19 protein-coding genes are annotated in these 25,107 nt (G+C 64.8%); 14 read left to right on the top strand and 5 right to left on the bottom strand.

All coding sequences use genetic code 11. The features are described from left to right. Positions 1 to 75: 75 nt before the first annotated feature. From AB3X95_RS05020 to AB3X95_RS04990, 7 genes are all read left to right on the top strand, one after another. Positions 76 to 2,391, top strand: coding sequence for a bifunctional diguanylate cyclase/phosphodiesterase (locus AB3X95_RS05020; RefSeq protein WP_176368043.1), 2,316 nt, complete (start codon positions 76 to 78; stop codon positions 2,389 to 2,391). Between the two features lie 135 nt (positions 2,392 to 2,526). Next, the gene (locus tag AB3X95_RS05015) at positions 2,527 to 2,715 is read left to right on the top strand and encodes a hypothetical protein (RefSeq protein ID WP_008922008.1); all 189 of its coding nucleotides are present in this window, start codon (positions 2,527 to 2,529) and stop codon (positions 2,713 to 2,715) included. 168 nt (positions 2,716 to 2,883) lie between these two features. After that, a complete protein-coding gene (locus tag AB3X95_RS05010; RefSeq protein WP_368620816.1) occupies positions 2,884 to 4,281 on the top strand; it encodes an FAD-containing oxidoreductase in 1,398 nt (465 codons plus the stop codon). Between the two features lie 28 nt (positions 4,282 to 4,309). Then, complete coding sequence (locus AB3X95_RS05005) at positions 4,310 to 4,663, top strand: cupin domain-containing protein (protein ID WP_368620815.1); 354 nt, start codon at positions 4,310 to 4,312, stop codon at positions 4,661 to 4,663. A 147-nt stretch (positions 4,664 to 4,810) separates the two neighbouring features. Continuing rightward, positions 4,811 to 5,386, top strand: coding sequence for a TMEM175 family protein (locus AB3X95_RS05000; RefSeq protein WP_176124087.1), 576 nt, complete (start codon positions 4,811 to 4,813; stop codon positions 5,384 to 5,386). Between the two features lie 2 nt (positions 5,387 to 5,388). Next, the gene (locus AB3X95_RS04995; protein WP_176368040.1) at positions 5,389 to 6,207 is read left to right on the top strand and encodes a hypothetical protein; all 819 of its coding nucleotides are present in this window, start codon (positions 5,389 to 5,391) and stop codon (positions 6,205 to 6,207) included. Further along, positions 6,204 to 6,692 (top strand): metallophosphoesterase family protein, encoded by a 489-nt coding sequence (locus AB3X95_RS04990; protein WP_184226637.1) that lies wholly within the window; start codon positions 6,204 to 6,206, stop codon positions 6,690 to 6,692. Before AB3X95_RS04995 ends, AB3X95_RS04990 begins: the two co-directional genes overlap by 4 nt. A gap of 67 nt (positions 6,693 to 6,759) precedes the next feature. Here AB3X95_RS04990 and proP read toward each other — a convergent pair whose 3' ends face one another. From proP to argA, 3 genes are all read right to left on the bottom strand, one after another. After that, a complete protein-coding gene (gene proP / locus AB3X95_RS04985; RefSeq protein ID WP_368620814.1) occupies positions 6,760 to 8,229 on the bottom strand; it encodes a glycine betaine/L-proline transporter ProP in 1,470 nt (489 codons plus the stop codon). A gap of 736 nt (positions 8,230 to 8,965) precedes the next feature. Then, complete coding sequence (locus tag AB3X95_RS04980; protein WP_026228676.1) at positions 8,966 to 9,238, bottom strand: oxidative damage protection protein; 273 nt, start codon at positions 9,236 to 9,238, stop codon at positions 8,966 to 8,968. A 131-nt stretch (positions 9,239 to 9,369) separates the two neighbouring features. After that, entirely contained in the window at positions 9,370 to 10,758 is a 1,389-nt protein-coding gene (gene argA / locus AB3X95_RS04975; RefSeq protein WP_176108152.1) for an amino-acid N-acetyltransferase, read from the bottom strand. A 210-nt stretch (positions 10,759 to 10,968) separates the two neighbouring features. On the opposite strand from argA, the gene AB3X95_RS04970 reads away from it, so the two are divergent. Further along, positions 10,969 to 11,109: a hypothetical protein gene (locus AB3X95_RS04970; RefSeq protein WP_176124091.1), complete on the top strand. Its 141-nt coding sequence runs from the start codon at positions 10,969 to 10,971 to the stop codon at positions 11,107 to 11,109. Then, the gene (gene hrpA / locus AB3X95_RS04965; protein WP_368620813.1) at positions 11,106 to 15,443 is read left to right on the top strand and encodes an ATP-dependent RNA helicase HrpA; all 4,338 of its coding nucleotides are present in this window, start codon (positions 11,106 to 11,108) and stop codon (positions 15,441 to 15,443) included. The genes AB3X95_RS04970 and hrpA overlap by 4 nt, the downstream gene beginning before the upstream one ends. 83 nt (positions 15,444 to 15,526) lie before the next feature. Here the strand turns inward: hrpA and AB3X95_RS04960 are convergent, their stop codons facing one another. Then, positions 15,527 to 17,950 carry a YadA family autotransporter adhesin gene (locus tag AB3X95_RS04960; RefSeq protein WP_368620812.1) on the bottom strand — a complete coding sequence of 808 codons (2,424 nt, stop codon included), beginning with the start codon at positions 17,948 to 17,950 and terminating at the stop codon, positions 15,527 to 15,529. A gap of 577 nt (positions 17,951 to 18,527) precedes the next feature. On the opposite strand from AB3X95_RS04960, the gene AB3X95_RS04955 reads away from it, so the two are divergent. The 4 genes from AB3X95_RS04955 to AB3X95_RS04940 all read left to right on the top strand — a co-directional run bounded on the left by AB3X95_RS04955 (position 18,528) and on the right by AB3X95_RS04940 (position 22,529). Next, on the top strand, positions 18,528 to 19,547 hold the full coding sequence (locus AB3X95_RS04955; RefSeq protein WP_368620811.1) for a beta-propeller fold lactonase family protein: 1,020 nt from the start codon (positions 18,528 to 18,530) through the stop codon (positions 19,545 to 19,547). 82 nt (positions 19,548 to 19,629) lie between these two features. Next, entirely contained in the window at positions 19,630 to 20,628 is a 999-nt protein-coding gene (locus tag AB3X95_RS04950; protein ID WP_368620810.1) for a sterol desaturase family protein, read from the top strand. A 199-nt stretch (positions 20,629 to 20,827) separates the two neighbouring features. Next, the gene (locus tag AB3X95_RS04945; protein WP_368620809.1) at positions 20,828 to 21,661 is read left to right on the top strand and encodes an EI24 domain-containing protein; all 834 of its coding nucleotides are present in this window, start codon (positions 20,828 to 20,830) and stop codon (positions 21,659 to 21,661) included. Between the two features lie 19 nt (positions 21,662 to 21,680). After that, complete coding sequence (locus AB3X95_RS04940; protein ID WP_368620808.1) at positions 21,681 to 22,529, top strand: competence/damage-inducible protein A; 849 nt, start codon at positions 21,681 to 21,683, stop codon at positions 22,527 to 22,529. 175 nt (positions 22,530 to 22,704) lie between these two features. On the opposite strand, the gene AB3X95_RS04935 is transcribed toward AB3X95_RS04940, so the two are convergent. After that, on the bottom strand, positions 22,705 to 23,169 hold the full coding sequence (locus tag AB3X95_RS04935; protein WP_013089841.1) for a rhodanese-like domain-containing protein: 465 nt from the start codon (positions 23,167 to 23,169) through the stop codon (positions 22,705 to 22,707). A 455-nt stretch (positions 23,170 to 23,624) separates the two neighbouring features. Here AB3X95_RS04935 and glnA point away from each other — a divergent pair, with 455 nt between their 5' ends. Further along, positions 23,625 to 25,040 carry a type I glutamate--ammonia ligase gene (gene glnA, locus AB3X95_RS04930; protein ID WP_176124097.1) on the top strand — a complete coding sequence of 472 codons (1,416 nt, stop codon included), beginning with the start codon at positions 23,625 to 23,627 and terminating at the stop codon, positions 25,038 to 25,040. Positions 25,041 to 25,107 lie beyond the last annotated feature (67 nt).

Raw genomic sequence — 25,107 nt, 5'->3', positions numbered from 1 at the left:
TCACGCCGTGCTTAGCGTAAACCCCGGTGTGCCGCGTACACTAACTTGCCGATGTTGGGTTGGGGGGGCGCAACTATGATTTGCGAAGCGACATCACGTGGCACGACGACAGCCGCGCCGGAGGGCGCCCGCTATCGCCCGGAACGGGCCGAGGAAGTACTCGCATCCGAGCGCAGCGTGTTGCGGCTGATCACGCGCAACACGCCGCTGCCCGAGCTGCTCGACGAAGTCTGCCGTCGCGCCGAGGCGCTGCTCGGCGACGGCGCGTGCTGCTCGATCCTGCTGCTCGACCCCGACGGCTTGCACGTGCGCGTCGGCGGCGCGCCGTCGCTGCCGCCCCCGTTCAGCGCCGCGATCGAGGGCGCCGCGATCGGACCGCGCGCCGGCTCGTGCGGCACGGCGATGTTCGAGCGCCGTTTGGTGATCGTCGACGACATCGAATCCGATCCGCTGTGGGAAAACTTCCGCGCTTTCGCATTGCCGCACGGCTTGCGCGCCTGCTGGTCCGTGCCCTTCGAAAACGATGCCGGCAACGTGCTCGGCGCGTTCGCGGTCTACTACCGCACCACGCGCCGTCCGACCCCCGAGGAAGAGGCGATGCTGCGCGACATCGGCAGCAGCGTCGGCCTCGCGGTCCATCAGGACGCGATGGCGCAGCGCCTCGCGCATAGCGAGGAGCGTCACCGGCTGGTCGTCGATCATCTGAGCGAAGGCATCGTCGTGCAGTCGCGCACCGGCATCGTGCTCGCCTGCAATCCGAGTGCGCAGCGCATGCTGAACGTGACACCGCAGGTCGTCGGCCGCAGCATGCAGACCGTGATGACACGCGCGTTCGGCGAGGACGGCTCGGTGATCGGCGACGCCAACCGTCCGGTCACCGAGGTCTTCGCGACCGGCAAGCCGATGCTCGGCGTGACGATCGGCCTCGAGCTGATGAGCGGCGAAGTCGTGTGGATCACGGAAAACGTCGTGCCGATCCTGCGCCCGGGCGACAGCGAACCGGACTCCGTGCTGATTTCGTTTTCCGACATCGGGCCGGTACGCGAGGCGCAGCGCCAGCTGAAGTACCTCGCCACGCGCGATTCGCTGACGGGCCTCTACAACCGCGCCTACCTGACCGAGCGGATGCGCGACCTGTTCGCGCCGCGCGCCGGCGGCGAGCATGGCGGCGAACTCGCCAGCGTCGCCGTGCTATTCGTCGATCTCGACGGCTTCAAGAAGGTCAACGACACCGCCGGTCACGAAGCCGGCGATGCCCTGCTGTGCAGCGTCGCCGAGCGATTGTCGGCCTGCGTCGGGCGCAGCGACACGCTGGCGCGGGTGGGCGGCGACGAGTTCGTGATCGTCTCCAGTGCGTGCGGTAATACCAGCGAACTGATCGGCCTCGCGCATCGTGTTCTCGACATGATCGCGGTGCCGTTCGCAGTGGCGGGCAACGAGTACTACCTGGGCGCGTCGATCGGCATTAGCCTCTTTCCCGAAGACGGCCGGGACGTCGCGACGCTGATGCGCAACGCCGACTCGGCGATGTATCACGCGAAGCAGCGCGGCCGCAATAACTTCCAGTTCTTCACCGCCGAGCTGAACCAGCATCTGCAGCGGCGTTTCACGATCGAGCAGTCGTTGCGGCGCGCGCTCGCGGGCAACGAGCTGAGCCTCGTGTACCAGCCGATCGTCGATAGCCAGAGCGGCCGCACGATCGGCGCGGAAGCGCTGCTGCGCTGGTACAACAGCGAACTGGGCAACGTGTCGCCGGGCGAATTCATTCCGGTCGCCGAGGACGCCGGGCTGATCGTCGAGATCGGCGACTGGGTGCTCGAACACGCCTGCCAGCAGGTCGCGCAGTGGCGGCGCACGTTGGCGCCGCATCTGGTCGTCGCGGTGAATCTGTCGCCGCGGCAGTTCAACGACGGGCTGCTCGAGCGCATCGAGCGCTGTCTCGCGCAGTCCGCGCTCGAACCGGCCGCGCTCGAACTCGAAATCACCGAGCGGCTGCTGATGAGCGACAGCGACACCGTGCTGCCGATGCTGAGCGCGCTGAGCGCAATGGGCGTGCGCGTGTCGGTCGACGATTTCGGCACCGGCTATTCGTCGCTGTCGTACCTGAAGCGCTTTCCGCTGCACAACCTGAAGATCGACCGGTCGTTCGTCGCGGGGCTGCCGGATCATCGCGATTCGATCGCGATCACGCAGGCGGTCGTCGCGATGGCGCACTCGCTCGGCATGAACGTGACCGCCGAGGGCGTCGAGACCGCCGAGCAGGCGGCGTTTCTGCGCGCGATCGATTGCGACAAGCAGCAGGGCTACCTGTACAGCCGGCCGGTCGGGGCCAGCGCCTATGCGCGTACGCTGTACGACGCGCAATTGATCGGCATGGCGAAGGCGTCCTGATGCGATTGTTCAGTTTGCCGAACAAGTGACTTCGCGTTGCCGCTATTTATCGGCGGCGACGCGCTCCCTAGAATTCCCCCATCGAAACGTTATTGGTGCGCAGTGCCGAAGCGGCGCTCCGCAATGGGGGTCGTGATGTCAGAGTTGATCAGAAACCAGCTTTACCGGCCATCGGTCGTGTTGCCGATGGTCGCCTTGATGCAGGTGATGGTGTCGCAAGACTTCAATCTCGGCCAGGTCGGCTGGGTGTTCGCGGCGCGCGGCGCGCAGGCCGCATTGCAGCGTTCGCGCGAGCTGATTTGCGCGGTTCATTGCCACGCCTGAGAAGTCCCGCGGAGTATTCACAGTAATCCCGACGGATTAGCGCCACCTCGCGCGGCGCGTGGCAAAACGGGCCATCGCCAAAGCGCCCGCACAATCCGACATCGCATGGCAGCCCGTGGCACTAAGCGTAAGATGCAACGACCTGCACCCAGACCCGGGAGAGTTGCCATGCCACAGCACTTCGACGCAGTCGTGATCGGTACGGGACAAGGCGGCTCGCCGCTCGCCGTGCGGCTCGCTCAAAGCGGGCGCCGTACCGCGGTGATCGAACGCGCGGACTTCGGCGGCACCTGCGTCAACGTTGGCTGCACGCCGACCAAATCTTATGTGGCGAGCGCCCGCGCGGCGCACGTGGCGCGCCATGCAGCGGACCTCGGTGTGCAGGTGGGCTCGGTCAGCGTCGATATGGCGGCCGTCAAGGCGCGCAAGGACCGGATCATCGGACAGTCGCGCAGCGGCGTCGAAAAATGGCTGCGCGGCACGGAAAACATCACGGTGTTCAATGGCCACGCGCGCTTCACCGGCGCGCGCACGCTCTCGATCATCGGGCGCGACGGCCAACTGCTGGACGAGCTCAGCGCGTTCGAAATCTTCATCAACACCGGCACGCGCGCGGTCGTGCCGCCGCTCGAAGGCATCCAGCGGATTCCGTACTACACGAACTCGACGCTGCTCGAACTGACCACGTTGCCGAATCATCTGGTGATCGTCGGCGGCAGTTATATCGCGCTCGAATTCGCGCAGGTGTTTCGCCGCCTCGGCAGCCGCGTCAGCGTGCTGGTGCGTGGCGAGCGCGTGCTCAACCGCGAGGATGCCGATTTCGCGGAATCGGTGCAGAAGGTGCTCGCGCGCGAGGGCGTCGAGTTTCATTTCGGCGTGCAGCCGACGCGCGTCGAGCCGCATCCGCATCGCGCAAACGACGTGTGCATCGGCTTCGAGCAGAACATTCCGGCGATGGAGGCATCGCATCTGCTGATCGCGACCGGCCGCACGCCGAATACCGACGACCTCGGTCTCGACGTCGCGGGCATCGAGACCGACCGGCACGGCACGATCATCGTCGACGGCCAGCTGCGCACCAGCGTGCCGGGCGTGTGGGCGATCGGCGACGTGAACGGCCGCGGCGCGTTCACGCATACGTCTTACGACGACTACCAGATCGTCGCGGCGAACCTGCTCGACGGCGGCGCGCGCAGCGTCGACACGCGGATCATGACGTACGCGGTGTTCGTCGATCCGCCGCTCGCGCGTGTCGGCATGTCGGAAGAGGAGGTGCGCAAGAGCGGCCGCAAAGCGCTGATCGCCACGATGCCGATGTCGCGCGTGGGCCGTGCGCGCGAGCGTGGCGAAACCGACGGCTTCATGAAGGCGCTCGTCGATGCCAACAGCAAACAGATACTCGGCGCGGCGATTCACGGCGTCGAGGGCGACGAGGCGATCCATACGTTCGTCGACATCATGACGGCGGGGGCGCCATATCCCACTTTGCAATACGCTATGCACGTGCATCCGACCATCAGCGAACTCGTGCCGACGCTGCTCGATGGACTCAAACCGATGCAATGAGCTGCGTTGACGCCGGCGCGACACGCCCATGAGAAGCTCGCTCAAACCCGCACGTAGCAGCGGCAACCTGTTCGACGCCGTCGCGCGGTCGAGGACGACGGCCGATGAGCAGGTCGACGCGCTCGTCGAGCGGGGCGGCGTGACGATAGAGCGGATCGTCTCGACGGGGCAGGCGAGTCCGCCCGGCTTCTGGTACGACAGCCCGCGCGCCGAATGGGTCGTGCTGCTCAGCGGCGCGGCGGTGCTCGAATTCGACGGCGACCCCGAGCCGCATCCGATGAAGCCAGGCGACCACGTGCTGATCGAAGCGCATTGCCGGCACCGCGTCGCATTTACGAGCGACACCGAGCCAAGCGTGTGGCTCGCCGTCTACTACCCGTGAACCCCGGCGCATAGAGCCATTCGCGCGGCCGGCTCCGCGCATCGACAAATCCTCGCGCCATCGCGGATAATCGGCAGCGGCGCGGCCCGGGCGCAACGCGCGGGCGGGCTGTGCGCCCCACCGCATTCATCTTCGGGACAACGCAGCATGGGCAAGGGACGCGTCGAAGCCTTCAGCGATGGCGTAATCGCCATCATCATCACGATCATGGTGCTCGAGCTGAAGGTGCCCGAGGGCTCCGACCTCGCGGCGCTGCGCCCGGTCGTACCGGTGTTCTGCGCTTACGTGCTGAGCTTCATCTACGTCGGCATCTACTGGAACAATCACCATCACGTGTTCCATGCGGTGCAGAAGGTCAACGGCAAGGTGCTGTGGGCGAACCTGCATCTGCTGTTCTGGCTGTCGCTGCTGCCGGTCGTCACGCACTGGGTCGGCCGAAACCATCTGGCCGCGTGGCCGACCGCGATGTACGGCATCGTGCTGTTCATGTCGGCGATCGCGTATTTCATCCTGACGCGTGCGCTGATTTCTCAGCATGGACGCGATTCGGCACTGGCCAAAGCGCTCGGCAACGACTTCAAGGGTAAGGTCTCGGTCGTCATTTACCTGACCGGCATCGGGCTCGCGTTCGTCGTGCCGTGGGCGTCGGCGGCGCTGTACGCGCTCGCGGCCGTGTGGTGGTTCGTGCCGGACCGGCGCATCGAACACGTGCTGGAGGCCTGAGCATGCTGCTCGCGCTGAAGCTCGTGCTGGTGCCGGCCTTTCTCGCCGCGCTGACGGTGGCCGCGCGCGTCTGGGGACCATCGGTCGCGGGATGGCTCGCGGGGCTGCCGGTCGTCGCCGGACCGATCATGCTGCTGCTCGCGCTCGAGCGCGGGCCGGCGTTCGCGGCGCAGGCGTCGGCGGCGTCGATTGCGGCGATCGCCGCGTCGGAGGCGTTCAATCTTGCTTATGGTTGGACCTGCCGGCGGTTCGACTGGCCGCTTGCACTGGTCGTGGGGGTGGTCGGCTGGCTCGGCGCGGCGCTGCTGATCGTGCGGCTGCCCGGTTCGGCCGGGTGGGCGCTGGCGGCGGCGTGCGTGGGCGTCGCGGTGTCGCAGAGCAGCTTGCCGCGCGCGACCGGTCATGTACCGGCGGCGCGCGTCGGGCGCGCGGATCTGGCGGTACGCATGCTCGCGGGCGCGCTGCTGACGCTCGCGGTGACGACGGCCTCGGCATCGATGGGCGCGGCGTGGAGTGGCGTGCTGTCGGTGTTTCCGCTGCTCGGTATCGTGCTCGCGGTATCGGCGCAGCGTGCGCATGGCGCGGACTTCGTCGCGCTGCTGATGCGCGGCATGGTGGTCGGGCGCGGCTCGTTCGCGGCGTTCTTCGCGGTGACGGCGTTGCTGTTGCCACAGTACGGTGTGGCGACGGGCTTTGCGTGCGCGGCGGTGGTGTCGGTCGTCGTGCAGGGGTTGACGCGGCGCATGCTGGCTGGGCAGCGGCGCGCCCCAGCGGCGGCGCGTGAGTTTGCGCAGCCGCAGACTGAGCAGGACTGCGCATGACTTCACGTCGCCCACCATCGACTGCTGCCCGCATCGGGCTCGTCTCCGATACGCACAACCTCGTGCGTCCCGAAGCGTTGCACTATCTCGACGGCTGCGACGCGATCATTCACGCGGGCGATATCTGCAAGCCGGACGTGCTCGACGCGCTCGCGCGGATCGCGCCGCTGACCGCGGTGCGCGGCAACAACGATACCGGTGAATGGGCGGCGTCTTTACCGACGCATGCTCGGCTGACCGTCCAGCAGGTGACGATTCTGGTCGTGCACGATATCGCCGAGCTGGGCTGCGTACCGCACGACGAAGGCATTCGCGTCGTGGTGAGCGGCCACTCGCACAAGCCATCGATCGCCGAGCGCGACGGCGTGCTGTACGTCAATCCGGGCAGCGCGGGGCCACGGCGCTTCAAGCTGCCGGTGTGCGCGGGCAGACTGATCGTCGAAGGCGCGCAGGTCAGCGCGACGTTCGATGCGCTGCTGACGTAAAAAAAGCGGGCCGGCGAAAATCGCCGGCCCGCTTCGAGACTACTCTAGCGAGGGATGACTGCGCCGATCAGGCACGCGCGGTCGCAGCCGCCGCGAACCGTTCATCCATCTCCTCGGCCTCGCGTTCGCCGCGCAACACCGCGTGCGCTTCGGCGCGCGTCGCGACGCACGGGCCCGAACCGAGCAGCGGCTTGCGCGCGGTTTCGCGCAGCGCAAGCACCGATACGATGCCGATCAGCGATGCGCCCATCAGGTAGTACGCGGGCATCATCAGATTGCCGGTGCGGTCGACCAGCCATGCGGTCACGAGCGGCGTCGTACCGCCGAACAGCGACACCGAGACATTGAAGCCGATCGCGAGGGCGCCGTAGCGGATCCGGGTCGGGAACAGCGCCGGCAGTGCCGACGGCATCACGCCGGTGAAACACGACAGCAGCACGCCGAGAATCATCAGACCGGCGAACACCGGCAGCACCGTGCCCATGCGAATCAGCAGCAGCGCGGGAATCGACAGCGCGAACAGACCGACGCAGCCGAGCAGCATCACCGGCTTGCGGCCGATCGCATCGGACAGACGGCCGGCGGCGAGCGTCATCGGCATCATCAGGATCATCACGAGCAGCACGAGGAACAGGCCGTGCGTTTCGTTGAAGTGCAGCGTCGCCGACAGATAGCTCGGCAGATACGACAGCGCCATGTAGTCGGTCACGTTGAAGATCAGCACGAGGCCGACGCACAGCAGCAGCGGCTTCCATTGCTGCGCGAGCAGCTGGCCGAACGACTGCTTAGGCAGCGCGCGGTCCTCAGCTTCACGCTGTTCGGCCTGCTTCTTGAACGCGGGCGTTTCCTCGAGCTTCATACGGATGTAGAGACCCACGAGGCCGAGCGGACCGGCGATCAGGAACGGCACGCGCCAGCCCCAGGACAGCAGTGCGTCGGTCGACAGCGTCGCCGTCAACAGCGCGACCGTGCCCGCGCCGAGCACATAGCCGATCAGCGTGCCGAACTCGAGGAAGCTGCCCATGAAGCCGCGGCGCTTGTCGGTCGAGAATTCGGCAATGAAGGTCGCGGCGCCGCCGTACTCGCCGCCGGTCGAGAAGCCCTGCACGAGGCGCGCGAGCAGCAACAGCGCCGGCGCGAGAATGCCGATCGTCGCGTAGTTGGGGATCAGGCCGATCGCGAAGGTGCCCGCGGCCATCATGATCATCGTCATCGCCAGCACGCGCTGACGGCCGATACGGTCACCGAGCGGCCCGAACACCATGCCGCCGATCGGCCGCACGAGAAACGCCGCGGCAAACGTGCCGAAGGTCGCGATGAGCTGCGCCGACGGGCTCGACGAGGGGAAGAACACCTTGCCGAGCGTCACCGCGATATAGCTGTACACGCCGAAATCGAACCATTCCATCGCGTTGCCGAGCGCCATTGCGCCGACGGCCCGTTTCAGGAGGGAGTGATCGACGACGGCGATGTCGTCGAGGGTAAGGCGTTGTTCTTGTTTGTGATGTCGCCAGAAGCCGTTGCTGGAAGCGGTCAAGGTTAAAAACTCCAATGACTGCGACGAAACTCGTGATGCGTTCCGCCTCGGTTGCTGGAAGTGCAATTTCGTGAGCGTGGCGAGGGTATCCGCGGTGCCGGTTATGCGGCGGCGGAACAGTTGGCGAAATGAAGCAAACGCCAGTGCCTCGCGATGAGTTCGCGAAAAAACACTCGTCTAGATTGTGCTGACAGTTGCACCTGCGTGGCCGTGGAAGGGGGGCAGGTGCATGAAGGACGCGGGGCTGCGGAAGCCGACCCATGCGCCACTGAAGGCTTGAAACGAAAAAGGCCGGTCTTGAATTTATCCGCGTTAGGCGGGGAAACGACCGACGAGCCTTCTTGTTTAAAAACAGCTCGATTCAGGATGACGCAGGCGCGGAAAACGCACGACGAGCCAATCTGAAAAGAACACGAATGAAGGTGAATTGCAGCTGAAACGGGCCACATGTTAGCACGATGACAGAGGATCGTGCAAACAGGGGGTGCGGGCGAGGTCCGCCGATGAGGCTCAATCCATTGCGGGGCGGGGACTCTGGCGGGGTCTGAACGGGTTTGAAAACGGACCGCTTAGAACAATCGCGCGGCGATCTTTTGACGTGCAGACGAGGTGAATGGAGACACGATGCGAGGCCGATGTCGGGGCGAAAAAAATCCGCGCTTGCGGCGCGGATTTTTAGGCGTGTGTTCGCCCGGTTCGGGCGACGCGTGCTGGCGTCGCTCTCGACGTGGCAAGCTCAAGCCGACGGCGGCACATAGCCCGATGCGGTATCCGCGCCTTCGCCGAAGAAGAACTTTTCGGTCTGCTTCATCAGATACTGACGCGCGCGCGGATCGGCCATGTTCAGGCGGTTTTCGTTGATCAGCATGGTCTGCTGCTTCAACCAGGCCTGCCAGGCTTCCTTCGAGATACTTTCGTAGATCCGCTTGCCGAGTTCGCCCGGCAGCGGCGGGAAATCGAGGCCTTCGGCTTCCTTGCCGAGCTTCGCGCATTGAACCATACGAGTCATGCTGTGCTTCTCCTGTGTCGACCGGAGTTAGTGCTTTAGCACTGACTCCAGTCCCATGAAAAATAATTACTGTATCAACGTGGGGCGGGCAAACGCCAGTTCGGATCAGATGGGGACGATCACGCGGCTACTCAAAGCTGTTTCATCAGCACGAGCGACTTACGCTGCCAGTTATAGAGTCGGCGGCGGTCTTCGGGCAGGTCGTCGACCGTAGCCTTGACGAAGCCGCGTTTCAGGAACCAGTGTTCAGTGCGCGTGGTGAGCACGAAAATGCGCGTGAGGCCGCGTGCCCGCGCGCGCTGCTCGATCCGCTTGAGCAGACGCTCGCCGTCGCCGGTGCCTTGCGCTTCGGGCGCGACCGTCAGGCACGCCATTTCGCCGATGCGCTCCTGCGAATACGGATACAGCGCCGCGCAGCCGAACAGCACGCCGTCGTGCTCGATCACCGAGAAATGGTCGATGTCACGCTCGATCTGGTGACGGCCGCGCCGTACCAGCGTGCCGTCGGCTTCGAGCGGCTCGATCAGCGCGAGAATGCCGCCGACGTCGTCCGGCGTCGCTTCGCGCAGGCTTTCGAGGTTCTCGTACGAGATCATCGTGCCGACGCCATCGTGCAGGAACAGTTCGAGCAGCAGGCTGCCGTCGAGCGCATACGGGATGATGTGCGCGCGCGGCACGCCACCGCGGCAGGCGCGGATCGAATGCTTCAGGTAGAAGCCGGCGTCGCCGGTGACTTCGCCGCTTTCGTGCAGCTTGTAGGCGTCGTCGAGCGACAGTTCGCGGATCAGCTCCGTACCGCTTTCGCTGGTCTCCATCAGACCCGCGGTTTCGGTCAGGAACACGATCTTGTCGGCGCGCAGCGCGATGGCCGCGGCCGAAGCCACGTCTTCCATCGACAGATTGAACGCTTCGCCGGTGGGCGAGAAGCCGAGCGGCGACAGCAGCACGAGCTTGCGGCTCGCGAGCGAATGTCGGATCGAATCCGCGTCGATCTTGCGCACGAGACCCGTGTGCTGGAAGTCGACGCCGTCCAGAATGCCGACTGGGCGCGCCGTTACGAAGTTGCCCGACACGACGCTGATGTGCGCGTGCGCCATCGGCGTGTTCGGCAGACCCTGGCTGATTGCGGCTTCGATGTCGAGACGCACTTCGCCGGCCGCTTCCTTCGCGGACTCGAGCGCGCGCGCGTCGGTAATGCGCATGCCGTGCGAAAACTCCGATTCGACGCCGTGGAGACTCATCTGCTCCTCGACCTGCGGGCGCGAGCCATGCACCAAAACGATCTGGATGCCCATTGCCTGTAGCAGCGCGATGTCGGACACGAGCGCATTGAGCAGCCCCTGATGCACCACTTCGCCGCCGAAACCGACGACGAATGTCTTGTTCCGGAACGCGTGGATATACGGAGCGACTGAACGCATCCAGTCGACGAATTGCGCGTGCTGGGCGAGGGTTTCCGGCGAGTCGGCGGGGGCCGGAACGCTCGCGGGCGCGGGGACGAGGTCGGTTTGGGAATTCATGCCGGGGATTATAATGCGCCCCCATGTCGAATGTACCCAAAAGTCCCGCTGGGGCGAACGAGAAACCGGCGTCGGCCGGTGAGCCGGCCAGGCCCGGCGACACGATGCGCCGCCCAGCGCAGGATGCGAGACCAGAGCAGGCGCGTGACGCGCGTCGGGAGGCGGGCGCGCCTGCGCAAACAGTGTCGCCGGAAGGTGGCGGTGCGGGTCGTGAAGATCGCGAAAAGCACGCTCGCGCGCGAGACGCGGCGCGTGATGAACGGCGCGGCGAATCTCGCGCTGAATCGGGTGAAGCGTCCGGTGCCAAGCGGGGCGGTGGGGCTCGTGGCGAGCCACGTGGCGCTTCGTTGAGCGAGCAGCTTGGCCAATTCCGTTCCGCGCTTCAAAACGCGGCCCGTGAGCAGCAGAGCGGTGGGCCGCAAAGCGAGCAACAGGACGGGCCGCAAAGCGAGCACCGCAGTACGCCTTCGACCGCGCCTCGCGGTGCGCATGGCCGCCAGGCTCGTGATGAGCGAGTTGGTGCGCGGCAAAGCGGGCAGCGTGGCGAAGTTCGCGACGCGCGCTCGGACACGCCGCGCGTTGAACGGCATCGTGCGCCTCGCAACGAACAGGACGAGCGCGGGCCACGTGACGAGCAACGTCACGGTCCGCGCGCCACGCACTCGCACGACAAACAATCGGGCGAGCCGCGCAAGGAGTCTCGCGCGCCGCGCGAACCGCGGTCGCCGCGGATCGTCGAGCCGAATCCGATTCCACCGATCACGTTCCCCGAAGCACTTCCCGTTTCCGGTCGTCGCGACGAGATCGCGCGGGCGATCGCGGAGAATCAGGTCGTGATCGTGTCGGGCGAAACCGGTTCGGGCAAGACCACGCAGTTGCCGAAAATCTGCCTCACGCTCGGCCGTGGTCTGGGCGCAGGCGGCAATGGTCTGATCGGCCATACGCAGCCGCGCCGGATCGCCGCGTCGGCGACCGGGCGCCGTATCGCCGAGGAACTCGGCACGCCGTTCGGTGAAGTGGTCGGCTACAAGGTGCGCTTCAACGACAACCTCGCGCCGGGCGCATCGGTCAAGCTGATGACCGACGGCATTCTGCTTGCCGAAACGCAGACCGATCCGCTGCTGAAAGCCTACGACACGCTGATCATCGACGAAGCGCACGAGCGCAGCCTGAACATCGATTTTCTGCTCGGCTACCTGAAGGAGATTCTTCCGAAGCGTCCCGACCTGAAGCTGATCGTGACCTCGGCGACGATCGACGCGGACCGTTTCGCGCGCCACTTCGGCAGCGACGATAAGCCCGCACCGGTGATCGAAGTAAGCGGGCGGCTTTATCCGGTCGAGGTGCGTTACCGACCGGTGGTCGAGGACAGCCCGGCGGTGAAGGCGGCGCAAGGGACCTCGGGTGTGGCGTCGTCTGGCCGCGAGCGCCCGAAGACGCAGCGCGAGACCGATCGCGATCTGATGGAGGCGATCGTCGAGGCCGTCGACGAACTGTGCCGCGAGGGTCACGGCGATGTGCTGGTGTTCCTGCCCGGCGAGCGTGAGATTCGGGACGCCGCCGAGGCGCTGCGCAAACATCACCCGCCCCATACGGAGATTCTGCCGCTGTTCGCGCGGCTCTCGGCCGCCGAGCAGGAGCGCGTGTTCCGCGCGTCGAACGCGCGTCGCATCGTGCTCGCGACCAACGTCGCCGAAACTTCGCTGACGGTACCCGGCATCCGCTACGTGGTCGACACGGGCCTCGCCCGCGTGAAGCGCTACTCGTATCGCAACAAGGTCGAGCAGCTGCAGGTCGAGTCAATTTCTCAAGCCGCCGCGAATCAACGGGCGGGGCGTTGCGGACGGGTTGCCGATGGCATCTGCATTCGTCTGTACGAGGAAAGCGACTTCCAGGGCCGCGCGCGCTTCACCGATCCGGAAATTCTGCGCTCCTCGCTCGCTTCGGTGATTCTGCGCATGAAGTCGCTGCACCTGACGGCGATCGAAACGTTCCCGTTTATCGAGCCGCCGCCGGGCCGTGCGATTTCCGACGGCTACCAGTTGCTCAACGAGCTCGGCGCCGTCGACGACGACAATCACCTGACGCCGCTCGGCCGTGAGCTCGCGCGACTGCCGCTCGATCCGCGCGTCGGCCGTATGATCCTCGCCGCGCGCGACCAGCAGGCGCTGAAGGAAGTGCTGATCATCGCGAGCGCGCTGTCCGTGCAGGACCCGCGCGATCGGCCGATCGACGCGCAGGAGCAGGCCGACCAGGCGCATCGCCGGTTCGCTGACGAGCGCTCCGAATTCCTGCAGTGGCTGAAGATCTGGAACTGGTTCGACGAAGCGATCGCGCACAAGAAATCGAACCGGCAGTTGCAGGACGAGTGCCGCAAGAACTTCCTGTCGCAGTTGCGGCTGCGCGAGTGGCGCGATGTCCATTCGCAACTGCTGACGGTCGTGCGGGAGCACGGCTGGCGCCTGAACGAAGCGGAGGCTACGTTCGAGCAGATCCATCTTGCGCTGCTGACCGGCCTTCTCGGCAACATCGGCCTGAAAGCCGACGATGAGCCGTACTATCTCGGCGCGCGCGGCATCAAGTTCTATTTGTGGCCGGGCTCTGCGCTCGTGAAAAAAGCAGGCAAGTGGGTGATGGCTGCCGAACTGGTCGAAACGAGCCGGCTTTACGCGCGCTGTATCGCGAAAATCGAGCCGGAGTGGGTCGAGAAGGTCGGCGCGCATCTGCTGAAAAAGTCGCTGTCGGAACCACATTGGGAAAAGCGCGCGGCGCAGGTGTCCGCGTTCGAGCGCGCGATGCTGTACGGCCTGCCGATTTATCACCGGCGGCGCGTCGCATTCGGCAAGCAGGACCCGGCGCGGGCGCGCGAGCTGTTTATTCGCGGTGCGCTTGTTGAAGGGGAGTTCGACACGAAGCTTGCGTTCTTCGCGCACAACCGCAAGCTGCTTGCCGACATCGAACAGCTCGAGCACAAGTCGCGCCGCCAGGACGTGCTGGTCGACGACGAATTGATCTACGCGTTCTACGATCAGGCGCTGCCGGATGGCGTCTATACCGGCGCGTCGTTCGAGCGCTGGTATCGCGACGAAGTCAAAAAGAGCGGCCAGGCGGAGGACAAGCTGCGGCTGTTGTATTTGTCCCGCGACGATCTGATGCGGCACGAAGCGGCGGGTGTCACGACGGATCTGTTCCCGAAGCGGTTGACGATGGCGGGCATCGAGATGGCGCTGACCTATCACTTCGAGCCGGGCACGCCTCGCGACGGCGTAACGCTCGCGGTACCGCTGTATGCGCTGAACCAGGTCGACGCGCGCCGTTGTGAGTGGCTCGTGCCCGGCATGCTGAAAGAGAAGGCGCAGTTGCTGCTGAAGTCGCTGCCGCAGAAGCTGCGTCGGCATTGCGTGCCGCTCCCTGAATACGCGGCAGGTTTCGCCGAACGGCACAGCGCCCAGCGCTTCGGAGCAGGCGGCCTGCTCGAGGCGCTTATCGCCGACGTGCGCGAGCAGACCCAGGTCGCGATGAAGCAGTCCGACTTCAAGCTCGAGACGCTGCCCGCGCATCTGTTCATGAACTTCAAGGTCATCGACGAACATGGCCGGCAGCTCGCGATGGGACGCAATCTGTCGCAACTGCGCGCAGAACTCGGCGGTCAGGCGCAGCAGCATTTCCAGAAGCTCGTTTCGGGCGCGGCAGGCGCCGCCCTGGCCGATGCAGGCGGCGGCGGTGTCGCGACACCTGCGCGGTCTCCCGATCTGGCTGCGAGCGGCCCGGCGCGCGGCAAGGGCGTGGCCGCGCCACAACCCGCGACGCCGGATGGCGCACCAGCCACCGCGCTGTACGAAAACCTGACCACGTGGAATTTCGGCAAGCTGCCCGAGTTGCTCGAAATTCGCCGTGGTGGCCAGACGTTGTTTGGCTACCCGGCGCTCGTGGACCGTGGCACCCACTGCGACGTCGAGGTGTTCGATTCGCCCGAAGAAGCCGCGCGGATTCATCGGGCGGGCCTGCGTCGGCTTTTCGCGCTGCAGTTGAAGGAGCCGATCAAGTATCTGGAGAAGAATCTGCCGGGCCTGCGCGAAATGGCCATGCAGTTCATGCCGCGCGGCACGCAGGAAGAACTGCGCGATCAGCTGATCGACACAGCACTCGACCGCGCGTGTCTGCAGGACCCGCTGCCCGACGACGATGCGAGCTTCCATACCCGACGTGACGAAGGGCGTAGCCGCCTCACGTTGCTCGCGCAGGAAATCTCGCGGCTGGTCGGCCAGATCCTCGGCGAGTACGCGAGCCTGACGAAGAAGCTGCTGCAGGCGAAGCCATTCGCGGCCGCGTACACCGATCTGCAGAATCAACTCGATGCGCTGATCGGCAAGCGTTTTGTCGTCGATACGCCGTATGCCCAACTCGCACATTTCCCGCGTTATCTGAAGGGGATGGCCCTGCGTATCGACAAGCTGCGCGCGGACGCCACCCGCGACGCGCGGCAGTTCGCCGAATTCCAGCCGCTGTTGCAGCACTATCAGCGGGCGGTGTCGCAGCGCGGCGGCGTCACGGATCCGCGGCTTGCGGAATTCCGCTGGCTGCTCGAGGAGTTGCGCATCTCGCTGTTTGCGCAGGAGCTGCGCACCCCAATGCCGGTTTCGGTGAAGCGCTTGTACAAGGTGTGGGAGTCGATGCAGCGGTAAAGTCAGGCCGCTCGCACGCGGACGCTGGACACTGGGTGTGCACGGCGGCCGGGCTTTGCCCGACACGATCTCCCGAGCTGATTTCACCAATGCATCCCCGCGCCGATCGATGCGCCGAACTGCCCGCGTGAGTCGGCGCTGCCTTGGGCCTTGTAGATCCATTTGCCGGTGTCCGACAACTGCGACACGCTAATTGCGAGCGCGGATTGACCGCCGTACGTACCGGCCGCCATCGCGACCATGCCGTGTCCGGGCAGGACGGCTTGCGGCAAGCCTGCCATCGCGAGCGCCGATGCCGTGCCCCCGTAGCTGTCCCGGCGGGCGGAACGGATCTGATCGTCCGTATAGCGATTCGCCGCGCTGATCGCGCCGCTCATGCTTTGCTGCAACTGATTGACGTTGACCGCGTCGCTGCCTCGCACGCCGGCTGCGACGTTGGCGATCTGGCGCTCCTGGCCCACCGAGCCAACCGATACTGAGTTCGCTCGGTCTGCGATGGAGCCCTGGCCCAAGGCCACCGAGTTGTCGGCGCTCGCGCTGGCCGCGGCGCCGACCGCCGTCGCGTTGTTGCCGCTGGCGATGGCGTTCGCTCCGATGCTTGTCGCGTTGGCGCCGCTTGCCCGCGCATTCGCCCCGGCCGCAATCGCGTGTGCACCTGATGCTTGCGCGGTTTCAGTCGCGCTTTCACTCGCAGCACTGAATAACGCGCCGACCGAACCGCTCGCCGCGTTATTGATCGCCCCTTCGAGCGCCGCGTTCAGCTGACCGAGGTTGACCGCGTCGGACGCCAGCACGCCGTTCGCGAGGTTGTGGATGGCGGTGCCCTCCGTGGTATCCCCGCCGAGCGTAATGCTGTTCCGATTGATGCTGCCGTCGGCGTTCGTGTCGTACATGACCGCGCCGTCGAGTTTCGCCGCGCTCGCGCTGCTCTGATCGCTCACCGCTTTCAGCTGGGCGACGTTGACCGCATCGGTGGCCGCGGTGCCGGCCGCGACGTTGGTGATCTGACGCTCGTTGCCCGCTGACCCGACCGATACGGTCCCCGCGCGATCGGCGATCGAGCCCTGACCGAGCGCGACGGCGTTTGCGGCCAGCGCGCTCGACTGATAGCCGAGCGAAAGTGCGTTGTCGGCGGCTGCACTGGCACCGGAGCCGATCGCGAGCGCGCCGTCGCCGTTTGCCGTCGCGCTGGCCCCGAGCGCCGTGGCCCCTGAGCCGTAGGCCGACGCTGACGCGCCCAGCGAGGTCGCGCCGGCCGTGCCGGCGACGGCGCCCGCGCCTATCGCGGTCGAGTCCGTTGCGCTCGCGCTGGCGCTCGTGCCGAATGCGCTTGCGTTGGCGCCGACGGCGCTGGCGTTGCTGCCCACGGCGAGCGCGTGCGTGCCTTCTGCGAGCGCGTTGTTGGAGCCGTCGGCCGGGTCGGCAGCGCTGAGGTAGTGCAGCGCGCTGCTTTTAGCGAGTGCATCGACCTTGTTGTCGACCGCGTTCAACTGGCTCACGTTGACCGCGTCAGTGGGCGCAGCGCCCGCGGCGACGTTGGTCAGGCGACGCTCATTATTCGCCGAGCCAAATGAGACTTCGCCTGTCGCGATGGGGGCCGCGACCGGGGTAGCGCCCGCTCCCCCGGGCACAAATGCGCTTTGCGACAGATCCGTCGTGGTGCTGGCATTGGCGCCCAGCGCGACGCTATTGTCGGCGCTCGCGTTTGCGTTGCTGCCGAGCGCGATCGCGCCGGCTCCCGCTGCCGTTGCGCCGAAGCCGATTGCGCTGGCGTAGGCGCCGCTCGCCTGCGCAGCGACGCCGAGGGCGATGGCGCCGACACCGCTGACGAGGGTATTACTACCAAGCGCGACGCTCGAGTCCGCCAGTGCCGAGGCCCATGCTCCGGCCGCGAGCGAGTTGGTGCCTCCGGCCTGCGCGACATAGCCGAGCGCGGTCGATCCGACGCTGGTTGCCGTGGATTGGGAGCCAAACGCGGAGGCGGCCGAATTCGCCGCCATTGAACCGGAGCCCGTTGCGACCGAGTCGACACCGAGTGCCGACGCGTCCAGACCGACCGCGGTCGCGCGTTCCGCCTGCGCATTCGCATAGGGCCCAAAGGCGCTTGCGCCTTCGCCTTTTGCGGAAGAGGAGAGACCCACGGCGACTGCGCTGTCGCCCTGCGCCGTGGCGCCTGCCCCTACCGCGAGCGCGCCGTCGTTTTGCGCGTTCGCCTGCGAGCCGATTGCCAGCGATGAGTTGCCGCTTGCGATGGCCTGTGCGCCTATCGCGACCGCGGCGTCGCCGGGCGCGCTGGCCGTGCCTACCTCGACGGAATCGACGCCGGCGCCGTTCGCTTCCGTGACGCACAGGGCCGCCGCTATGGCAACACCCGCAGTACGTCGAACTGCTCGGGCGATGCTTTTCTGGCGCGCGGAAGCACGGTGTGTTTGCAGGCAGGCAGTTTGCGCCGCTGCGACTTTTCTTTGAGATGTGGTACGGCCAATTATCGAAATATTCTTGTTCATCAATTTAAAATCCTCCGCATTATTTTAGTTCGTGGCGTGTAGTGCGTAATTCGAGATTGGTGTGACGTTATTGCTCAGGTAAATTTGAAAATCTCGAAAATAAAAACGCTGGCCATTGGTGAAGCTTGCGCTATTTGGTCGAGCGCGCGTCGTCCCCGCGTTGTACGCGTGGTTCGCACGGATGAGGCGCTGGCGGGACAACGCGCAGGAAGAATTCTCCGATGCCCGCGCGCAATTCAGATATCAGCGAACTCCGAAATTCAATTGGGCTAAAAAATATATTAATAAAGGTAGATTTATTGACGCGAAAAAAGAATATGCCTATTGTTTTGGTTATTGCTTTGGGCGATATTGGCGTGTGGCTGATGCATGATTGATTCTGGCAAGGAGAGCGCATTGATTCCTCACTCGAAAACCCGCGGCGCGAGCATCAAACGGGACGTGGCAGACGAACTTTCCCGCGCGCGGCCGCACTTCATCGCATCCGTCATTTTTCGCTCGTCGCCCGGTGACTTACGTCAACCGCTCGGACCGGCAAACGTTCTACAATGACCGTTGTTCTCCGAAGCGAGTTTTCATGCGTAAATTTCTTCTTCCCGGCTTGACTGCCACGTTCGCCGCAACTGCGGTGCTGGTCGCCGCCGCAGGCTTTTTTTCTCCGGCGGCGCACGCCAATAACGTGATCGTGCTCAATTCCGGTGAGGCCACGCTGAGCCTGATCGACGAGAACAGCCGCCAGGTCATCGGCACCGTGCCCACGGGCAAGGAACCGCATCACCTGATGGCCACGCCGGACAATTCCTCGCTGATCGTCGCCAATTCGGTGTCGAACAGCCTGATGTTCGTCGATCCGAAAACGGGGCAGTTGCAGCGCTGGGTCGAGAACATCGAAGATCCCTATCAAATCGGTTTTTCGCCGGATCGCAAGTGGCTCGTCACTACGGGCTTGCGGCTCGACCGCCTCGACATCTACCACTACGACAACCAGAAAAACCAGATGACGCTGGCTTCACGGCTGCCGCTCGCGGTGATGCCCAGCCATATGGCGTTCACGAATGACAGCAGGACGGTGTTCGTTTCGCTGCAGATCTCGGGCGAACTCGCCGCCATCGACCTGCCCACGCAAACCGTCAAATGGAAGATGAAGGTCGGCAAGGTGCCCGCGGGCCTGTGGATGACGCCGGGCGAAAAGTACCTGCTCGTCGGCATGACCGGCGAGGACTACGTCGCCGTCGTGGATTGGCGCAACCAGAAAGTCGTCAAGACGATTCAAACGGGCAAGGGCGCTCACAACTTCCGCTCGCTCGCCGACGGCAAGCATGTCGCGGTGTCGAACCGCGTCGCAAGCACGATCAGCATCATCGACGAAGACACGCTCACCAACGTCGGCGATATCACCGGCCTGATGCCGGGACCGGACGACATGGAGCTTTCCGCCGACAAGCGCTATCTGTGGGTAACCTTCCGCTTCGCGAAGCACATTGGCATCATCGATCTCAACACGCGCAAGCTGATCCAGACGATTGCGGTCGGCCGCTCGCCGCATGGCATCTATTTCTTCAACCGCGCGCCGGTCACGGCGCCGAACGGTGCTTGAGGGGTCTCAGGGGGTGCCTGGGAGCAACGCAGCAGAGCCCCGGCGCCACGAGCCACCAGGGATGAAGTAACAGGCCAGCATCATGTTCCATCTGATTTTCTCGACACTCGACAGCTTCGTTTCAGCCACGCAGACGTGGCTGTACGTCGACGTGGTACAGCCGCTGCTGTTTCGGTTCAATCTGATGGACTACGACGAGGACACCTACGACAGCCTGTACTGGGTCATCGTCGGTGTGCTCGAGGTGCTCGCGATGTACGCGATCCTGCGTCCGCTCGAGGCGCTGCGTCCGGTCGAGCAATGGGAGAACCGCAAGGCAGTGCGGGTCGACGTGCTGTACACGTGGATCGCCAAGCTCGGCATTCTGAATCTTTTCTTTTTCTTCGCACTGCAGCCGTTCTTCGACAACGTGCAAGGCTGGCTCAGGCTTCACGGCATCGCGAACCTGAACTTCGACAACCTGTGGCCCGGCGTGACCACGCAGCCGCTCGTCACGTTCGTCATGTATCTGTTCGTGCTCGATTTCGCCGGCTACTGGTATCACCGCGGGCAGCACCGCTTCGGCGTGTGGTGGGAACTGCATGCGGTACACCATAGTCAGCGGCAGATGTCGCTTTGGTCCGACGATCGTAACCATCTGCTCGATGATTTGCTCCAGGCGTCGTTCTTCGCGGTGATCTCGCTCGCGATCGGTGTGCCGCCGTCGCAGTTCGTCGTGCTGGTCGCGATCACGAACCTCGCGCAGAGCGTGCAGCACGCGAACATCCGGCTGTATTACGGCTGGCTCGGCGAGCGGCTGCTCGTCAGTCCGGCATTCCATCGCCGTCACCACGCAATCGGCTTAGGTCATGAAGGGCTCAAGTACGGCTGCAATTTCGGCGTGCTGTTCCCATGGTGGGACATGCTGTTCCGCAGCGCGTCGTGGAGCCGCGACGTGGAGCCGACCGGTATCAGCGATCAGCTCGAAGGCCGCCGCTATGGCGATGGCTTCTGGGCGCAGCACTGGTTCGCCTTCGTGCGCATCGCGCAGCGCCTGGTATCGAAGCGCCGCGCAACCGGCAACGACACCGCTGCCGTTTGAGTCCTTTCAGAGTCCATTCTGAGTCCATTGCGGATCCTCTCGAGCACGCGCTCCGCCGAGCCGCCCACTTCCGCCGGCGGCGTGTCGCTTGGTTTATGCTGTGCACGTTCGTGCGCACCTCCAATGCCCCACCAGCATGCCAGGCCGGCGCGCGGCGCGTTTTTCCTGTCCATCGTTTCGTTCGCAGGCATTGGCTCGCATGAATGATCTGTTGCGCTCGTTTGGGCGTGCACTCGCAAGCGCGTTGCATCCGCGCATGCTCTGGCTGACCTTCAAACCGTTTATCGTCGCGACGGTCGGCTGGGGCTTACTCCTGTGGTTCTTCTGGCAGACGTTGACCGGCGCGACCCGCATCTGGCTCGACGACTGGTCTTTCACCGCCACGCTTTATCATCTGTTCGACGTGCTCGGTTTCTCGACGCTGCACGCGGTCATCGCGCCGTTCATCGTAATTGCAATGGCGATCCCGTTGATCGTCGTCACGGTGCTGCTGCTGATCGCCATGCTGTCGATGCCGGCCGTGATCCGCTTTCTCGCGGCGCGCCAATTCGCCGGGCTGGAGATACGCCGCGGCGGAACATGGTACGGTAGCCTCGGTCAGGCGCTCTGGACCACGCTGCTGTGTCTCGTGCTGCTGATCGTCACCTTGCCGCTGTGGCTCGTACCGCCGTTCTTCGCGCTGATTCCTCCGCTGCTGTGGGGCTGGCTCACGTATCGGGTGATGACCTACGACGCGCTCGCGTTGCATGCGACGCGCGACGAGCGGCGCGAACTCGTGCGGCGCCACCGCTTGCCGCTACTGCTGATCGGGGTCGTGAGCGGCCTGCTAGGCTCGCTGCCGACGCTGCTGTGGGCGTCGTCGGTCTGGCTGGTCGTGCTGTTCCCGGTGATTACCACGGTGACGATCTGGATTTACGCGTTCATCCTGGTGTTCTCGGCGCTATGGTTCGGCAACTACTGCCTGCGCGCGCTGCAGCGTATGCGGGCGGAAGCGTCTGGCGGCGCGCGCGAGGTCGCGCCGGTTCCCTATTGATCAAACGAAAGAGGCGGCAATGGCATTTGGCGTCATCATCATCGGCGATGAAATCCTGTCGGGCAGGCGCGTCGACAAGCATCTACCGAAGGTCATCGAGTTGCTCCGGGCGCGCGGGCTGTCGCTCGGCTGGGCTGAGTACATCGGCGACGATCCGGAGCGCATCACGACGACGCTGCGTCGGACGTTCGCGTCGGGCGACATCGTTTTCTCGACGGGCGGCATCGGCGCGACACCTGACGACCACACGCGCCAGTGCGCGGCGGCCGCGCTCGGCGTGCCGCTCGAGCTGCATCCGCAGGCCGCGAAGCTGATCCAGGAGCGCATCCGCGACATGTATCCGGCGACTTCAACGACGCCGCTGGATCTGAACTCGCCCGAGAACCGGCATCGCCTGAACATGGGCACGTATCCGCAGGGCGCCGACATCATTCCGAACGGCTACAACAAGATTCCGGGTTTTTCGATCCGCCAGCACCATTTCGTGCCGGGTTTCCCGGTGATGGCCTGGCCGATGATCGAGTGGGTGCTGGACACGCAGTACGCGCATCTGCATCACACCACGCCGCACGCCGAAAAGTCGCTGCTGGTGTTCGAGCTGCCGGAGTCGCGCGTGACGCCGCTGATGGAGAAAATCGAGCGGGATTTTCCGGGCGTGCGGGTGTTCAGCCTGCCGAGCGTCGGGGATGCGGAGCGCGGCGGCGTGTATGCGCGGCATCACATCGATCTCGGGGTGAAGGGTGAGCCGGAAGCCGTCGCCGCGGCGTTCGTGAAGCTGCGCGAAGGGGTGCATCTGCTCGGTGGCGACATCGTCGAGCCTGAAGTCGCGGCAGCGGCGGCGGCCGCCACGGGTAAGCCGCGAAGCTGAGAAGGGGACAGCGGTTCGCGCCGGAGGGTTGGGTTGGCGCGAGCCGCGACATCGCAGTGTCACAACCCGCGCCGACGATGCAATCAGTGCATGGTCGGCGCGTCCTGTTTCGATTAGCCTGCCTCAGCCCCGCTGACAGGACTTGCGCATGTGAGGGCAGTGCGCCAGTCCGCCATCAGGCGCCGATCCACGGCAAGCCGCGAAAACACCATCCCGACACCGTCTTGCGATGCCCCTGGCCGTCCTTGTCGCCTTCGAAGCCTTCCAGCAGGTCGTACGCCTTCGTGAAGCCGGCCTGGGTCGCGGCGATCGCGGCGAGCTTCGAGCGCGCCGCGCTGCGGCACAGGAACAGTACCGGCGTGTCGGGCGAGGCGACCTGCGCGAGTTGCTGCATGAACTCCTGATTGGGCACCGCGCCCGGATAGCGCGTCCATTCGACATGCGCGTATTGGCCATCACCGATCACCGGCCGGCCGACCCAGTCGAGTTCGGCGCGGGTACGCACGTCGACGAGACGCGTGCGCGGATCGAGTTCCAGCAATTCGAACGCCTCGGCCGGCGATACGGCGCCCGCGTAGGGCAGCTGGTTCTCGGCGCGACGGGCGTCCGCCTTCGCGTAAAGCTGTTCGAGCGTGCTCATGAGCGTCAATCTCCTTCGGACCAAATGGTCATTCTAGCGCGCGGCAGGCACCGCGCAGACCTGGGTAGACTGGGCGTCGTGGGGCAATCGGCGGGCGCTGCCCCAAACTCGATGCGCAAATATGGTGCACTTCCGTCGAAATGCACCAAAATGGAAGATAACGCGATTTCCAAAGCGGTGAATGCACGAAACTGGTGCGTGAGGATGCTAAGGCGTTTCTTCGTGCCGCTACTGGCGCTCCACGCGTAGCCCGCAAACGCAAGCGCAGTAACGATGTGCGCCGAATTGGCTCATACTGGGCTGAAGGGTGGCACGCTATCTGCTTTATTGGTGCCGATCGATTTGTCCCGCAGAATTTTCCGACCGCGACGCCGTATAAGTGGACGTTCCGGGACGGGTCAGCTAGATTGGGCGGCGGCTGAAATCCGCCGAAATTGTTAATCAGGAGATAGGTTATGAGTAAATCCGTGGCCGACGTCGTTCAACTCGTCAAAGACGAAGACGTCAAGTTTGTCGACTTCCGCTTCACCGACACGCGCGGCAAAGAGCAACACGTTTCGGTGCCGGTGTCGGCATTCGATGAAGACAAGTTCGAAAGCGGCCATGCGTTTGACGGTTCGTCGATTGCCGGCTGGAAGGGCATCGAAGCATCGGACATGTTGTTGGTCCCGGACGCGAACACGGCCTTCATCGACCCGTTCTACGAAGAATCGACCCTCGTGCTGACCTGCGACGTCGTCGAACCGGCTGACGGCAAGGGCTACGAGCGCGACCCGCGCTCGCTCGCGAAGCGCGCCGAAGCGTACCTGAAGAGCTCGGGCCTCGGGGACACCGCGTACTTCGGTCCGGAACCGGAATTCTTCATTTTCGACTCGGTCCAGTGGAACACGGACCAGTCGGGCTGCTTCATCAAGATCGGTTCGGAAGAAGCACCGTGGTCGTCGGCGAAGGAATTCGAAGGCGGCAACACCGGCCACCGTCCGGGCACCAAGGGCGGCTACTTCCCGGTCGCGCCGGTCGACACGTTCCAGGACATCCGCTCGGAAATGTGTCTGCTGCTCGAACAGATCGGCATTCCGGTCGAAGTGCACCACCACGAAGTGGCGGGCCAGGGCCAGAACGAAATCGGCACCAAGTTCTCGACGCTCGTGCAGCGCGCGGACTGGCTGCAGCAGATGAAGTACATCGTCCACAACGTCGCGCACACGTACGGCAAGACGGCGACGTTCATGCCGAAGCCGGTCGTCGGCGATAACGGTTCGGGCATGCACGTTCACCAGTCGATCTGGAAGGACGGCCAGAACCTGTTCGCGGGCAATGGTTACGCAGGTCTGTCGGAATTCGCGCTGTTCTACATCGGCGGCATCATCAAGCACGCTCGCGCGCTGAACGCGATCACCAACCCGGGTACGAACTCGTACAAGCGTCTCGTGCCGCACTTCGAAGCGCCGGTCAAGCTGGCTTACTCGGCTCGCAACCGTTCGGCATCGATCCGTATTCCGCACGTGTCGAACCCGAAGGGCCGCCGTATCGAAACGCGCTTCCCGGATCCGCTGGCGAATCCGTACCTGTGCTTCTCCGCGCTGATGATGGCGGGTCTCGACGGCGTACAGAACAAGATTCACCCGGGCGAAGCTGCCGACAAGAACCTGTACGACCTGCCGCCGGAAGAGGATGCAAAGATCCCGACCGTGTGCGCCGGCCTCGACCAGGCTCTCGACGCACTCGACGCGGACCGCGAGTTCCTGACGCGCGGTGGCGTGTTCACGGATTCGATGCTCGACGCGTACATCGAACTGAAGACGGGCGAGCTGCAACGCTATCGTCAGTCGGTGCACCCGATCGAATTCGAAATGTACTACTCGCTGTAAGCGGCGATGGCGCTTCGCCCTTCACGCGGCGAAGCGCTTTGCCCGACGCTCGCGATCGGTCACGAAG

Origin of the sequence: Paraburkholderia sp. BR13444, assembly GCF_040948755.1 — a bacterium.
Lineage (GTDB): Bacteria > Pseudomonadota > Gammaproteobacteria > Burkholderiales > Burkholderiaceae > Paraburkholderia > Paraburkholderia youngii.
This window is presented reverse-complemented; position numbering and strand designations above follow the sequence as displayed.

Excerpts from the sequence above, each read along its gene's own strand:
- AB3X95_RS05020 (WP_176368043.1), top strand. The coding sequence starts at position 76 with ATGATTTGCGAAGCGACATCACGTGGCACGACGACAGCCGCGCCGGAG.
- AB3X95_RS05015 (WP_008922008.1), top strand. The coding sequence starts at position 2,527 with ATGTCAGAGTTGATCAGAAACCAGCTTTACCGGCCATCGGTCGTGTTG.
- AB3X95_RS05010 (WP_368620816.1), top strand. The coding sequence starts at position 2,884 with ATGCCACAGCACTTCGACGCAGTCGTGATCGGTACGGGACAAGGCGGC.
- AB3X95_RS05005 (WP_368620815.1), top strand. The coding sequence starts at position 4,310 with ATGAGAAGCTCGCTCAAACCCGCACGTAGCAGCGGCAACCTGTTCGAC.
- AB3X95_RS05000 (WP_176124087.1), top strand. The coding sequence starts at position 4,811 with ATGGGCAAGGGACGCGTCGAAGCCTTCAGCGATGGCGTAATCGCCATC.
- AB3X95_RS04995 (WP_176368040.1), top strand. The coding sequence starts at position 5,389 with ATGCTGCTCGCGCTGAAGCTCGTGCTGGTGCCGGCCTTTCTCGCCGCG.
- AB3X95_RS04990 (WP_184226637.1), top strand. The coding sequence starts at position 6,204 with ATGACTTCACGTCGCCCACCATCGACTGCTGCCCGCATCGGGCTCGTC.
- AB3X95_RS04980 (WP_026228676.1), bottom strand. The coding sequence starts at position 9,238 with ATGACTCGTATGGTTCAATGCGCGAAGCTCGGCAAGGAAGCCGAAGGC.
- argA (WP_176108152.1), bottom strand. The coding sequence starts at position 10,758 with ATGAATTCCCAAACCGACCTCGTCCCCGCGCCCGCGAGCGTTCCGGCC.
- AB3X95_RS04960 (WP_368620812.1), bottom strand. The coding sequence starts at position 17,950 with ATGAACAAGAATATTTCGATAATTGGCCGTACCACATCTCAAAGAAAA.
- AB3X95_RS04955 (WP_368620811.1), top strand. The coding sequence starts at position 18,528 with ATGCGTAAATTTCTTCTTCCCGGCTTGACTGCCACGTTCGCCGCAACT.
- AB3X95_RS04950 (WP_368620810.1), top strand. The coding sequence starts at position 19,630 with ATGTTCCATCTGATTTTCTCGACACTCGACAGCTTCGTTTCAGCCACG.
- AB3X95_RS04945 (WP_368620809.1), top strand. The coding sequence starts at position 20,828 with ATGAATGATCTGTTGCGCTCGTTTGGGCGTGCACTCGCAAGCGCGTTG.
- AB3X95_RS04940 (WP_368620808.1), top strand. The coding sequence starts at position 21,681 with ATGGCATTTGGCGTCATCATCATCGGCGATGAAATCCTGTCGGGCAGG.
- AB3X95_RS04935 (WP_013089841.1), bottom strand. The coding sequence starts at position 23,169 with ATGAGCACGCTCGAACAGCTTTACGCGAAGGCGGACGCCCGTCGCGCC.
- glnA (WP_176124097.1), top strand. The coding sequence starts at position 23,625 with ATGAGTAAATCCGTGGCCGACGTCGTTCAACTCGTCAAAGACGAAGAC.